The 13,070-nt window shown below is 72.8% G+C and carries 14 protein-coding genes; 11 read left to right on the forward strand and 3 right to left on the reverse strand.

What is annotated here, in order from left to right; translation table 11 throughout:
* The first annotated feature begins 32 nt into the window (after positions 1-32).
* Genes HPC71_RS03010 through HPC71_RS03030 form a run of 5 tightly spaced genes read left to right on the forward strand, consistent with a single transcriptional unit; the run spans position 33 to position 4,317 of the window.
* The gene (locus HPC71_RS03010) at positions 33-1,241 is read left to right on the forward strand and encodes a class I SAM-dependent methyltransferase (RefSeq protein WP_253943876.1); all 1,209 of its coding nucleotides are present in this window, start codon (positions 33-35) and stop codon (positions 1,239-1,241) included.
* Positions 1,242-1,253: 12 nt separating this feature from the next.
* Complete coding sequence (locus HPC71_RS03015) at positions 1,254-2,252, forward strand: hypothetical protein (RefSeq protein WP_154613598.1); 999 nt, start codon at positions 1,254-1,256, stop codon at positions 2,250-2,252.
* 41 nt (positions 2,253-2,293) lie between these two features.
* Entirely contained in the window at positions 2,294-3,298 is a 1,005-nt protein-coding gene (locus HPC71_RS03020; RefSeq protein ID WP_154613599.1) for a DNA topoisomerase IB, read from the forward strand.
* 5 nt (positions 3,299-3,303) lie between these two features.
* Complete coding sequence (locus tag HPC71_RS03025) at positions 3,304-3,825, forward strand: O-acetyl-ADP-ribose deacetylase (protein ID WP_154613600.1); 522 nt, start codon at positions 3,304-3,306, stop codon at positions 3,823-3,825.
* A gap of 18 nt (positions 3,826-3,843) precedes the next feature.
* Positions 3,844-4,317, forward strand: a complete 474-nt coding sequence (locus HPC71_RS03030) for a GNAT family N-acetyltransferase (protein ID WP_154613705.1) — start codon at positions 3,844-3,846, stop codon at positions 4,315-4,317.
* 57 nt (positions 4,318-4,374) lie between these two features.
* Here HPC71_RS03030 and HPC71_RS21150 read toward each other — a convergent pair whose 3' ends face one another.
* Both HPC71_RS21150 and serC read right to left on the reverse strand, forming a co-directional pair.
* Entirely contained in the window at positions 4,375-5,703 is a 1,329-nt protein-coding gene (locus HPC71_RS21150; RefSeq protein WP_154613601.1) for an HNH endonuclease signature motif containing protein, read from the reverse strand.
* 460 nt (positions 5,704-6,163) lie between these two features.
* A complete protein-coding gene (serC, locus tag HPC71_RS03040) occupies positions 6,164-7,306 on the reverse strand; it encodes a phosphoserine transaminase (protein WP_154613602.1) in 1,143 nt (380 codons plus the stop codon).
* A gap of 99 nt (positions 7,307-7,405) precedes the next feature.
* Here serC and HPC71_RS03045 point away from each other — a divergent pair, with 99 nt between their 5' ends.
* The 3 genes from HPC71_RS03045 to HPC71_RS03055 all read left to right on the forward strand — a co-directional run bounded on the left by HPC71_RS03045 (position 7,406) and on the right by HPC71_RS03055 (position 8,608).
* Positions 7,406-7,855, forward strand: coding sequence for a zinc ribbon domain-containing protein (locus tag HPC71_RS03045; RefSeq protein WP_154612992.1), 450 nt, complete (start codon positions 7,406-7,408; stop codon positions 7,853-7,855).
* Between the two features lie 22 nt (positions 7,856-7,877).
* A complete protein-coding gene (locus HPC71_RS03050) occupies positions 7,878-8,339 on the forward strand; it encodes a GNAT family N-acetyltransferase (RefSeq protein ID WP_253943877.1) in 462 nt (153 codons plus the stop codon).
* 65 nt (positions 8,340-8,404) lie between these two features.
* Positions 8,405-8,608, forward strand: a complete 204-nt coding sequence (locus tag HPC71_RS03055) for a hypothetical protein (RefSeq protein WP_154613603.1) — start codon at positions 8,405-8,407, stop codon at positions 8,606-8,608.
* A 111-nt stretch (positions 8,609-8,719) separates the two neighbouring features.
* Here the strand turns inward: HPC71_RS03055 and HPC71_RS03060 are convergent, their stop codons facing one another.
* Positions 8,720-9,823, reverse strand: coding sequence for a citrate synthase 2 (locus HPC71_RS03060; protein WP_154612995.1), 1,104 nt, complete (start codon positions 9,821-9,823; stop codon positions 8,720-8,722).
* 91 nt (positions 9,824-9,914) lie between these two features.
* Between HPC71_RS03060 and pdxH the strand changes: the two genes are divergently transcribed.
* From pdxH to HPC71_RS03075, 3 genes are all read left to right on the forward strand, one after another.
* The gene (gene pdxH / locus HPC71_RS03065) at positions 9,915-10,589 is read left to right on the forward strand and encodes a pyridoxamine 5'-phosphate oxidase (RefSeq protein WP_171896074.1); all 675 of its coding nucleotides are present in this window, start codon (positions 9,915-9,917) and stop codon (positions 10,587-10,589) included.
* A gap of 373 nt (positions 10,590-10,962) precedes the next feature.
* Positions 10,963-12,558 (forward strand): MDR family MFS transporter, encoded by a 1,596-nt coding sequence (locus HPC71_RS03070; RefSeq protein ID WP_257866156.1) that lies wholly within the window; start codon positions 10,963-10,965, stop codon positions 12,556-12,558.
* Complete coding sequence (locus HPC71_RS03075) at positions 12,555-13,049, forward strand: MarR family winged helix-turn-helix transcriptional regulator (protein WP_154613604.1); 495 nt, start codon at positions 12,555-12,557, stop codon at positions 13,047-13,049. The genes HPC71_RS03070 and HPC71_RS03075 overlap by 4 nt, the downstream gene beginning before the upstream one ends.
* Positions 13,050-13,070: the final 21 nt, after the last annotated feature.

Here is a 13,070-nt window from a genome sequence, read left to right on the forward strand (position 1 = left end):
GTCATCGTCGTGGTCTCCGCGGTGATGAACCGGTGAGCGAGCCGCTGCTGCGCGTCCTCGCCCGGATGCGGGGCCACCTGCTCGACCCCGACACGCTGGTCCGGGCGGTCGCCTCGGGCAAGCAGAAGGGCCAGGAGCCGCGCTGGCGCCGCGTCGAGCTGCGCTACGTCGACATCAAGGCCGGGCGCCACCTCCAGGTCACGGCGTACGACGCCACCCAGGCGCACACCTCGAACTACGCCGTCGGCGACGCCGCCCGCGACGCGGTCGACGACCTGCTCGACGAGCCGTTCGCCAGCTGGCACGTCGAGACCACCACCGAGTCCCACCAGGTGCGGGTCACCAAGAAGCTCGAGGCGGTCGTGCACACCACCGCCCGTCAGGAGCCCGTCGAGCCCGACCGCGGCCACGACCGCGACAAGGAGCGGCTGCTCCCCGAGGACGACCCCGTCTTCAAGGCCCTCGGCCTCACCGACGCGCAGGGCCGGCTCAAGCCGAGCCGGCACGCCAAGCTGCGCCAGGTCGAGGAGTTCCTGCGGCTGCTGGACTCCTCGGTCACCGACGCGATCGAGAAGGGCCACCTGCGCCGCCCGACCGCCGAGGAGCCCTTGCGGATCGCCGACCTCGGCTGCGGCAACGCCTACCTGACCTTCACCGCCCAGCGCTACCTCGCCGAGGTCAAGCAGCTGCCCGTCGTCGTCACCGGCGTCGACGTCAAGGAGCAGTCCCGCGAGCACAACAGCGCGGTCGCCGCCGAGCTCGGCGTGGACGCGGAGTTCGTCGTCGGCTCGATCGCCGGCGCGCAGCTCGACCCGGCCCCCGAGGTCGTGCTGGCCCTGCACGCCTGCGACACCGCCACGGACGAGGCGCTGGCCCGCGCCGTGGAGTGGGGCGCCCAGCTCGTGCTGGCCGCGCCCTGCTGCCACCACGACATCGCCGCCCAGCTGCGCCGGGCGCCGACCCCGTCGCCCTACGCGCTGATCACCCGCCACGGCATCCTGCGCGAGCGGCTCGCCGACACCCTCACCGACGGGCTGCGCGCCGCGTTGATGCGGATGCAGGGCTACCGCGTCGACGTCGTGCAGTTCGTGGAGTCCCAGCACACCCCGCGCAACACCATGCTCCGCGCGGTGCGCACCGGCTCCCCGGTCAAGGGCGGCGGGGTCCGCAAGGAGTACGACGAGCTGGTCACCACCTGGTCGATCCGCCCCAAGCTGGCCGAGCTCCTCGGCCTGGCCTGACCGGCCGGCCGGATGGTGCTCGAGCGCGTCCTCACCGGGCTGGCGGTCGTGCCGTTCCTGCTCGCTGCCGCGACCGCCCCGGCGGGCGCCGACGGGCTGGTCGTCCTCCGGTTGACCGACCCCGACATCGTCGAGTCCAGCGGGCTGGCCGTCGTCGACGGGCTCTTCGTCACTGTCAACGACTCCGGTGACACCGGACGCGTCTTCGTCGTCGACCCCGCCACCGGGGACACCGTGGGCGTCACCCGGTGGACCGAGGACCCGGTCGACGTCGAGGCGGTGGCGCCGGCCGGCGGCTCCTCGGTGTGGGTCGGGGACATCGGCGACAACCGTGGCGCGCGGGAGTCGATCACCGTGGCTCGGGTGCCCGTCGGGCGCACCGACCGCGACGCCGACCCGGCGACGTACACCTTGGTGCACCCGGACGGCGCGCGGGACGCCGAGTCGCTGCTGGTCGAGCCCGGCACCGGACGGCTGGTGGTGGTGACCAAGACGATCTTCGGCGCCGAGGTGCTCGAGGCGCCCGAGCAGCTGGACCCCGACGGGCCGAACGAGCTCGAGCCGGTGGGGGCGGCGCTGCCGGTCGCGACCGACGGAGCGTTCTTCCCCGACGGGCGGCACCTGGTGCTGCGCGACTACTCCCGGGCCGTCGTCTACACCTGGCCGGACCTCGAGCAGGTCGGCGAGGTGCGGCTGCCCGAGCAGCAGCAGGGGGAGGGGATCGCCGTCGACGACGAGGGCCGCGTTTTCGTCAGCAGCGAGGGCGTCGACGCACCCGTGCTGCGGGTGCCGCTGCCCGCGGACCTGCGCGCGCAGGTGGCGGGGGTCGACGACGACCCCGCCTCGACCGAGGACGCCGCACCCACCTCGACGCCCACGCCGGGTCGCGGGCTCGGCGTCGACCTGACCGAGGTCGAGGACGCGCAGCGGCCCGAGTGGCCGTGGTTCCTGGGCGGCTTCCTCGCCCTGGGGGTGCTGGTCGCGCTGCTGCGCTCCATGCGGCCCCGCTGACCTGCACGTTTGGGGCTCGCGCGGGCGGGCAACCGTCGCGCATGCCCCGTCTGCGTCGTACGTCGCCGGACCAGCCCGGCTGGACGCGCCGGCGCGCGGGCCGGGGCTTCGTCTACCTCGACCAGCACGGTGACCGGCTGCCCGAGGAGGAGATCGGCCGGATCCGCGGCCTGGTGATCCCGCCGGCGTGGCGCGACGTGTGGATCACACCGTACCCCCACGGCCACCTCCAGGCCGTCGGCACCGACGACGCGGGGCGCCGCCAGTACCTCTACCACCAGGCGTGGCGGGAGCGCCGCGACGCGGAGAAGTTCGCGCGGATGGAGGAGTTCGGCGCCGCGCTCACCCGCGCCCGCGAGCTCGTCGTCGCCGACCTCGGCCGCGAGGGGATGCCGCTGGAGCGGGCGTGCGCCGCCGCCGTGCGGCTGCTCGACCTCGGCTACTTCCGGATCGGCAACGACGTGTACGCCGACAGCAACGGCAGCTTCGGCCTGACCACGCTCGAGCGGCGCCACGTCCGGCGCCGGCAGGACCGGCTGGTCTTCGCCTTCGTCGGCAAGTCCGGCGTGCAGCACCGCATCGAGATCGACGACGCGGTCGTCATCGAGACGATCGAGGCGATGCGGCGCCGCCGCGGCGGGCCCGGGCGGCTGCTGTCGTACAAGGAGGGGCGCTCCTGGCGCGACGTGCTGCCGGCGCTGGTCAACGAGTACGTCCGCGCCTCCACCGGCCTCGAGGTGACCGCGAAGGACTTCCGCACCTGGCACGCCACCGTCCTCGCCGCCGCCGCGCTGGCCGCGACGCCCGAGCACGGCGAGAGCAAGGCGTCGCGCAAGCGCGCGGTGTCCGGGGCGATGAAGGAGGTCTCCTCCTTCCTCGGCAACACCCCCACGCTGGCCCGGTCCTCCTACGTCGACCCGCGCGTCATCGAGGCCTACGAGGACGGGCGGACCATCGAGGAGACCACCTCGCGGGAGTACGACACCCCCGACGAGCGCCAGGCCGCGCTCGAGCGGGCCACCCTCGAGCTCATCCGGGAGGAGTGAGGGCCATGAGGATCACCGTCGTCGAGGGCGACATCACCCAGCAGGACGTCGACGCCGTCGTCAACGCCGCCAACCGCCGCATGCGCGGTGGTGGGGGTGTCGACGGCGCCATCCACGCGGCCGGCGGGCCGGAGGTGCTCGCCGACTGCGAGCGGCGCTTCCCCCGCGGGCTGGCCACCGGCGACGCCGGCTGGACCACCGCCGGGCGCATGCCGGCCCGCTGGGTCATCCACGTCGTCGGGCCCAACCGGAACGCCGGCGAGACCGACCGCGGGCTGCTCACCTCCTGCTACCGCCGCGCCCTCGAGGTCGCCGACGAGCTCGGCGCCCGCTCGGTCGCCTTCCCCCTCGTCTCCGCCGGCGTCTACGGCTGGCCGCGCGAGGACGCCGTCGACGCGGCGCTCGAGGTGTTCCGCTCCGCCGACACCTCGGTCGACGAGGCGCGAATGGTCGCCTTCGGGCGGTCGGCCTACGACCTGATCCGGTCGCGCCTCGACGACGAGCGGCCGCCAGCGGCGTCTGGATGACATGCTCGGGAGGTGGAGATGATCCCCCTTGACATCGACGGGCACAGGTTCGGCATCGACCGTGCGGTCGAGGCAGACGTCCCCGCTCTGGTCGCGCTGCTGGCCGACGATCTCCTCGGAGCCGGACGGGAGTCCCTCGACCTCGCGCCGTACCTCGCGGCGTTCCGAGAGATCGACCGCGATCCGAACCAGCTCCTCGTCGCCGTCCGGAACGCTGACGGCGCCGTTGCCGGAACACTGCAGCTGACGCTCATCCCCGGTCTCGCCCGGCAGGGTGCCAAGCGGCTCCAGATCGAGGCGGTTCGTCTCGCGAGCAGCGCGAGGGGGATCGGGCTGGGCACGGCGCTCTTCGCGTGGGCGCACAGGTACGCCCGCGAGCACGGCGCGACGCTCGCCCAGCTGACGACCGACAAGGCGAGGTCCGAGGCTCACCGCTTCTACGAGGCCCTCGGGTATCGAGCCAGTCACGAGGGCTACAAGCTCCGTCTGTGAGCTGGCGTGCCGATTCCCCGCCGGTCGGGTGCTCCGGCGGGGTGGTGGGCGGTCGATCTACGTCGGGGACGGCTCGGCAGCCGGTGATTCGGGCGGGGGTGGTTCGGGGCCGAGGTCGTGGGTGCCGTGGTGGTCGACCCGGTAGGTGAGTCCGGTCGGACTTCGCCACTCGAACACCCCCGCTGCCGGTGTCTGCTGTGACCAGCCGGCGTGGGTCTTGGCGCGGTGGTGGCGTCGGCAGAGTGGGGCGATGTTCTCGGTCGCGGTCGGTCCGCCCCTGGCGTGGGGGATGACGTGGTCGTCGTCGACCCGGCTGTTCGCGTGGGCGGGGCGGGTGCACCAGGGGAAGACGCAGTGCAGGTCGCGGAGCCGGGTCTGTTGGCTGAGGCGGTCGGGGACCTCGTAGGCCTCGACGTGGATCCGGGCGTTGAGGTCGATGACGGGCTTGACGGTGATGGTGTTCGCGGTGGTGCTGCGTGCGGCGCGGGTGCACCAGTCGGCGAGCTGGGTGGTGAGGACGAACCCGCGGGTGTTCTCCACGCGGGTGATGTCGTCCAGGGTCCCGTCGGGCCGTTGGTGCACGTGCACGACCAGTGGCTTGGGGTCGGTGTCGAACTCCAGGCTCAGCTGCCGGCGCGCCATGTCCCCCAGCGCGACCGAGCGGCGGGCGTCGAGGGTGTCGGTACACCCCAGCGCCTCGAGCTTGGCGGCGCCCTTCGTCAGGGCGTCGTCGAGGTCCAGCGCGTCGGCCAGGTCGAGGGTGGCCCACACGTCGACGTGGCCGTCGAAGGACACCTGCCGCGACTGGACCGTCACGTGACGGGCCTCGGCCCGCTCGGTCGCAACACGTTGGGCCTCGTCGGGGTCGAACCGGACCAGCGCCTCCTCCAGCAACCGCTCCAACGCCGCCGGCCCGATCGTCGAAGCCACGGGTGCGAGGTGGGTGTCGACGAACGCGGCGCCCTTCTTCGGCAGGTGCAGGGTGCGCCGGGCGAGCGAGCGTGCCTTCCAGGCGGGCAGGTCGAGGTCCGTGACCTTCTTCCAGAGCTTGGGGAGCCGGTAGCGCAGCTCGAGGGCCTCGGCGAGATAGGCGCGGCCGGCGTCCTCGGACTTCCCGAGCCCGGCGGCGAACTCCACGACGGCGAACTCGGTCACGAACGGCGCACCCTCACCGGCCAAGCAGACCGGCTTGTCGCCGAACCCGCGGAACACCGACCAGGTGGCCGCCTCATCCAGCGACTCAGCCGGGTGCAGCACGCACCACTGGACCGCCGCCTCGAGAAGCTCGGCCTCGGCCGCATTGGCCGCGCGTTGCTTGGCGCGCGCGAGGCTCAGCACGTCGGCTGGGGTGTCCAGCGGGTGCTCGAGCGTCGCGATCAAGGCCATGCCTCATTCTACTCGAACACCTGCTCGAATGAAAGGGTCTGGCTGCATCTTCCGAGCTGGTCGGCCTCGTCAGTGGCGGCCGGCGAGCCGGCAGCAGACCGCGACCCACGACGCACCTCGCCCCATAGCTGCCAAAGCCGCAACCACCCACGGCCCGCAGGCCGAAGCTCGGCTCACGGGGCCTCGACACGTCGGCGCTGGCGCGCCTCCTGCTCGACCAGCGGGGGCGGCGGCCAGAGACCCGGCAGCAAACCGCGACCCACGACGTACCTGGTCCATAGCTGCCAAAGCCGCAACCACCCACGGCCCGCAGCCCGAAGGTCGGCTCACGGGGCCTCGACAACGTCGGCGCCAGGGCGCCTCCTGCTCGCCCAGCAGCGGGGGTCGGCTGCCAGGGGCTTCGACACGTCGGCGCTGGCGCGCCTCCTGCGCGACCAGCGGCGGGGCGAGCAGACCAGCCTCAGACGAGCCGCTCGAGCACCCAGTCGATGGAGGCGGTGAGGGCCTGGATGTCGGCGGGGTCGACGGCGGGGTACATCGCGATCCGCAGCTGGTTGCGGCCGAGCTTGCGGTAGGGCTCGGTGTCGACGATGCCGTTGGCGCGGAGGACGGCGGCGAGGCGGGCGGCGTCGACCTGCGGCTCGAAGTCGATGGTGCCGATGACGAGGGAGCGGTGGGCCGGGTCCGCGACGTACGGGAAGGCGAGCGGGGAGGCCTCGGCCCAGGAGTAGAGGGCGGTGGAGGAGGCCGTGGTCCGCTCGACCATGCCGGCGAGGCCGCCGTTGGCGAGCATCCAGTCCAGCTGCTCGGCCATGAGGAAGAGGGTGGCGACCGAGGGGGTGTTGTAGGTCTGGTCCTTCGCCGACTGCTCGATCGCGGTGGGCAGGTCGAAGAACGCCGGCACGTGTCGGTCGGAGGCGCCGATGCGGGTGGCGCGCTCGATGGCGGCGGGGGACATCACGGCGAGCCAGAGGCCGCCGTCGGAGGCGAAGCACTTCTGCGGCGCGAAGTAGTAGGCGTCGACCTGGGTCAGGTCGACCGGCAGGCCGCCGGCGCCGGAGGTGGCATCGACGAGCACGAGCGCCTCGTCGGCGGAGGTCCCGGCGGGCCGGACGACGGGGGCCATCACGGCGGTGGAGGTCTCGTTCTGTGCCCAGGCGTAGACGTCGACGCCGTCCTCGGCGACGGCCACGGGCAGCGAGCCCGGGGGCGCAGTCACGAGGGTGGGCTCCTCCAGCCACGGCGCGGCCGAGGCGGCGGTCGCGAACTTCTGCGAGAACTCCCCGAAGACCAGGTGCTGGCTGCGCCGCTCGATGAGGCCGTACGCCGCGGCGTCCCAGAACGCCGTCGCGCCACCGTTGCCGAGCACCACCTGGTGCCCCTCGGGCATCGAGAACAGCTCGGCCAGGCCCTCGCGGACCCGGCGCACGACCGCGCGTACGGGCTCCTGACGGTGCGAGGTGCCCATCAGCGCGGTCCCGGTCGCGGCGAGCGCGTCGAGGTGCTCGGGCTGCACCTTGGAGGGACCGGCGCCGAAGCGCCCGTCCGCGGGCAGCAGGTCGTTGGGGATCCGGAGCTGGATCTGGGGGTCCACGTCGGTCATGAACTGCCTTCCGGGTGGGTAGGAGTGGCTCCCTGACGACGCTGTCAGCGCACCCAGAGTCTCGCAGCAGCCGCGAGGCTTCACGGAATCGGAGGAACCATGACCAGCACCAACCCCGGTCTGCGGAACCAGGCGGGCGCCCGCGCGTTCTTCCGGGTCGCCGGCTGCGTGCTCGCACCGGCCGGCCTCGCGGTCAGCGCCTACGGGTTCATCTCGTTCATCTCCTACGACGGCTGGGACGGCCCGCCGGCCAGCTCGATCTTGTGCTTCATCGGCGGCTTCCTCGTCTTCGCGATCGGCGGCATGTTCCTCAATGCAGGCTTCGGCGGGGTCGCCGCCCGCTATGGCGCGGGCGAGACGATGCCCGTGGTGAAGGACTCCGCGTCGTACCTCTCCGACGGCCGGGGGATCATGGGCGTCGGCCGGACCGTCGACGACGGGTCGCACGCCCGCGAGGCGCACGAAGCCGGCCCGTACTGCCGCTCCTGCGGCGTGCGCAACGACCCTGATGCGAGGTTCTGTGACGGCTGTGGAGGTTCGCTCGCCTGAGCCGTGCGGCGAGGAGCTGCGGGTGGTCCGCGTCGACTACGGCCACCCCGACGCCCTCGCCCTCATCGAGCAGGTGCAGGAGGAGTACGTCGCCCGCTACGGCGGCCGCGACGAGTCGCCGATCGACCCGGAGATGTTCGCGCCGCCGACCGGCAGCTTCTTCGTCGGGTACGTCGGCGACCTCCCGGTCGCGACCGGCGCGTGGCGCCGCTCGTCCGTCGCGGCGCTGGGCGCCACGGTGACCGCCGAGGTCAAGCGGATGTACGTCGTGCCGGCCGCCCAGCGCCGCGGGCACGCCCGCCGGATGCTCGCGCACCTGGAGCGGACCGCGGCCGAGGCGGGGTTCGAGGCGCTCGTGCTCGAGACGGGGGTGCGCCAGCCGGAGGCGATGGCGCTGTATGAGTCGGCGGGCTACGTGCCGGTGCCGGGCTTCGGCTATTACCGGGACTCCCCGATCTCGCGCTGCTACGCCAAGCTGCTGTAGGCCGCCGGGGCGACACCCGCATGGCCCGGCCCGGCCGGGCACGGTCGCACGCGAAGGCGCGGCGGATGGGGATCATGCACCTCATCTGGAACGACCGGAGGTACGCCGCGTGGGACTCCTTCGAGCCCGAGCCGTACCTCAGCTCCTCGTGCCGCAAGCGCTCGACGTGCTCGGCCACGCTGCGCCACCGCGACCACGTGCACATCTCGCTGACCCGCAAGGCCGGCCGCGGGCAGACGTCCTGGTACGCCGGGCGGCTGCGCGACTGAGCTCCACGACTGAGGCTCCACGACTGAGGCTCCACGACTGAGCAGCCCCGGAACGCCGCCGGCCGCCGCCCCGAGGGGGCGACGGCCGGCAGAGAGGTCAGGCGTTCGGGCTCACTTGCCCCAGGCGGGGTTCCAGCCCTCGATGGTCTCGGGCCCGCGGGCGGCGGGGCCGGTGTAGACGGCGGAGGGCCGGATCAGCCGGCCGGTGCGCTTCTGCTCCAGGATGTGCGCCGACCAGCCGCCGGTGCGCGCGCAGGTGAACATCGAGGTGAACATGTTCGCGGGCACCTCGGCGAAGTCCAGGACGATCGCGGCCCAGAACTCCACGTTCGTCTCGAGCACCCGGTCGGGGCGCCGCTCGCGCAGCTCGGCCAGCGCGGCCTTCTCCAGCGCCTCGGCGACCTCGTAGCGCGGCGCGTTCAGCTCGCGGGCGGTGCGGCGCAGCACGCGGGCGCGGGGGTCCTCGGCGCGGTAGACGCGGTGGCCGAAGCCCATGAGCCGCTCGCCCTTGTCGAGCAGGCCCTTGACGTACGCCGTGGCGTCGCCGGACTCCTCGACGTCGCTGATCATGCCGAGCACGCGCGAGGGGGCACCGCCGTGGAGCGGACCGGACATCGCGCCGATCGCGCCGGAGAACGCCGCGGCGACGTCGGCGCCGGTGGAGGTGATCACGCGGGCGGTGAAGGTCGAGGCGTTCATGCCGTGCTCGGCCGCCGAGGACCAGTAGGCGTCGATGGCCTTGACGTGCTTGGGGTCGGCCTCGCCCTTCCAGCGGATGAGGAACTTCTCCGCGAGGGTGCGGCCCTCGTCGACGACCGACTGCGGCACGACGGCCTGGTGCAGGCCGCGGGCGGACTGCGCGGCGTACGACAGCACCATGACGGCGACGCGGGCGAGGTCGGCGCGGGCCTGCTCGTCGGAGATGTCGTAGGTCTGGCGGAACCCGAAGGCCGGCGCGAGCATCGCGATCGCGGCCTGCACGTCGACGCGCACGTCGCCGGTGTGGACGGGGATGTTGTAGGCCTCGGCGGCGGGCAGGCCCGGGTCGAAGGCGCCGTCGATGAGCAGGCCCCAGACGTTCTCGAACGGCACCCGGCCGACGATGTCCTCGATGTCCACGCCGCGGTAGCGCAGCGCCGAGCCCTCCTTGTCGGGCTCCGCGATCTCCGTCTCGAAGGCGATGACGCCCTCGAGCCCGTGGTGCACGTCCACCATCGTCTGACTCCCTTGTCTCTGCGGTTGTCCCTGCGGTGCGCACCCCGGAGGGCGAGCCTGCGCATTCTGTACCCATCCCTAGAGTGGCGACATGGCCGACCCTGCACCCGATGCCCGCGACGAGCTCGACCTGCGCGGCCTGCGCCGCGAGTACGCCGCCGCAGGCCTCGCCGAGGACGACCTGGCTCCCGACCCGCTGACGATGTTCCGCCGGTGGTTCGCCGAGGTGGAGGACGCGGTCCACGAGCCCAACGCGATGGTCCTCTCCACCGTCTCGACCGAGGGCCGGCCGGCCTCGCGGATGGTGCTGCTCAAGGAGCTCGACGAGCGCGGGTTCGTCTTCTTCACCAACACCGCCTCCCGCAAGGGCGTCGAGCTGGCCGCCGACCCGCTCTGCGCGCTGCTCTTCCCCTGGCACCCCCTCGAGCGGCAGGTGCGGGTCGACGGGGTCGCCGAGCCGCTCTCGCGCGAGGCCGTGGCCGACTACTTCGCGGTCCGCCCGCGCGGCTCGCAGCTCGGCGCCTGGGCCTCGCACCAGTCCCGCCCGGTCGCCGGGCGCGAGGAGCTCGCCGCGGCGTACGACGAGGTCGAGCGGCGCTTCGCCGACGTGCCCGACGCCGACCTGCCGGTCCCCGAGGAGTGGGGCGGGTACGTCGTGCGCCCGGAGGCCGTGGAGTTCTGGCAGGGCCGCCCGGGCCGGATGCACGACCGGCTGCTCTACACCCGGTCGGGTGACGGCTGGACGACGCAGCGGCTGGCGCCTTAAATCCCTTGAGCGGCCCCGGACCCCGGCCTACCGTTGGCAGCACACGGGAGAGGAGGTGGTCCGAAGAATGAGTTCTTTCAGGACGCGTGAGGTGGCTGCCCGCTAGCAGCCCCAGCAGGACGACGGGGCGCTGCCCCGCAGGCTGCTGGCGAATCCACAGCAGCTACCCGACCCGCAGGTGAGCCGGCCCCGTCCGCCGGCAGGGGTCCTCCACGGAGGACCACACCTGCGGGTCGCTGCATGTCCGGGCCGCCCACCGGCGCCGGTTGTGACACGCGACAAGTTGTCCCAGGCAACCACCGGGAATAAGGTTGCCGTTGTCAACTGTTCACCGTGCGTGACCGCACCAGCCGTACCGACGAAGCGAGACCCCGTGACGCCAGCACCGCCCGCCCCGACCGCCGAGCAGACCGGGGAGATGACCCACCGCCAGATCCTCGAGGCCCTCTCCGGCCTCCTGCTGGCCATGTTCGTCGCCATGCTGTCGAGCACGGTGGTCAGCAACGCGCTGCCGCGCATCGTCACCGAGCTGGAGGGCAGCCAGAGCGGCTACACCTGGGTCGTGGTCGCGACGCTGCTCACGATGACCGCGACCACCCCGATCTGGGGCAAGCTCGCCGACCTGTTCAGCAAGAAGATGCTGGTCCAGGTGGCGCTGGTCATCTTCGCGGTCGGCTCGCTGATGGCCGGTCTCGCCCCGAACATGGAGGTGCTGATCGGTGCTCGCGCCGTCCAGGGCCTCGGTGTCGGCGGCCTGACCGCGCTGGTGCAGGTGGTCATCGCCTCGATGGTGAGCCCCCGCGAGCGGGGCCGCTACTCCGGCTACATCGGCGCGGTCTTCGCCACCGCCACCGTCAGCGGACCGCTCCTCGGTGGCCTGATCGTCGACTCGCCGCTCGGCTGGCGCGGGTGCTTCTACGTCGGCATCCCGGTCGCCCTGCTCGCCTTCGTCGTCCTCCAGGCCAAGCTGCACCTGCCGGTCGTCAAGCGCGAGGTCAAGATCGACTACGCCGGCGCGACGCTCATCGTCGCGGGCGTCTCCATCCTGCTGGTCTGGGTCTCCCTGGCCGGCGAGCAGTTCGCCTGGGCCTCGGGCACGACCGCCGCGATGCTCGCCGCCGCCGCCGTGGTCATCGGCGCCGCGCTGTACGTCGAGGCGAAGGTCGCCACCGAGCCGGTCGTCCCGCTGCGCCTGTTCCGCGACCGCACCACCTCGCTGGCCACCCTGGCCTCGGTGATGATCGGCGTCGCGATGTTCGGCTCCACGGTCTACCTGAGCCAGTACTTCCAGATGTCGCGAGGCATGACCCCCACCAACGCCGGCCTGATGTCGATCTGCATGGTCGGCGGCCTGCTGGTCTCGAGCATCGTCTCCGGCCGGATCATCACCGCCACCGGCCTGTGGAAGCGCTGGCTCGTGGGTGGCTCGGTCCTCGTCGTCGCCGGCTTCGCGCTGCTCTCGACGATCGACGCCGAGACCTCGCTGGTCCTCGTCGGCCTGTTCATGGCGGTCCTCGGCGTCGGCATGGGGGCGACGATGCAGAACCTCGTCCTCGCGGTGCAGAACAACGCCAAGGCCGCCGACCTCGGCGCCGCCAGCTCGGTCGTCGCGTTCTTCCGCTCCATCGGCGGCACGATCGGGGTCTCCGCGCTGGGCGCGCTCCTGGCGCACCAGGTCTCGGACAAGATGGCCTCCGGCCTGCGCCAGATGGGTGTCGACCCCTCCGCGGCGGGCGGCGGCGGCAGCATCCCGGACCTCGCCGACCTGCCCGCTCCGATCCGCGCGCTCTACGAGGGCGCCTTCGGGGAGGCCACCGGCCACCTGTTCATGGTGTCGGTACCGTTCGCCGCGGTGGCGCTGCTGTGCGTGCTCTTCATCAAGGAGGTGCCGCTGCGCACCACCACGCAGGACGAGCCGTCGCCCGAGACTTCGGCCCCCGAAGCGACCGAGGAGCTCAGCCGGCGATGACCGCCACGACCGTGACCCCCGTGACCGCGGACCCGCACGCGACCGGGGCGACGGGGCGCGATGACTCCCTGCGCCGGTTGGAGCAGGAGGTCGGCGTGCTCATGCGACGCGTCCGCCGCGTCATCGGCGAGCGCGCCAGGACCGTCCACCCCGACCTGCAGCCGGCGTCGTACTTCATGCTCGACTACCTCATCGGTCACGGGCCGGTGCGGGCCTCGGAGATCGCGGAGGTCTTCGGGATCGACAAGGGCGCGATCAGCCGGCAGGTCCAGCACCTCCTCGAGCTCGGCCTGGTCGACCGCTCGCCGGACCCGAACGACGGCCGCGCCACGCTCCTCGCCGTGAGCGCGGACGCCGCCCGGCGGATCGAGGAGGTCGCCACGGCGCGCCGGCGCTACCTCGACCAGCGGCTCGACGACTGGACCGATGACGACCTGGCCGACCTCGCGGCCAGCCTGGGCCGCTACAACGCGACCCTCGGCCCCGAGTAACCGCCCAGCCCGGCTCAGCCG

This window comes from Nocardioides marmotae, assembly GCF_013177455.1.
GTDB classification, from domain to species: domain Bacteria; phylum Actinomycetota; class Actinomycetes; order Propionibacteriales; family Nocardioidaceae; genus Nocardioides; species Nocardioides marmotae.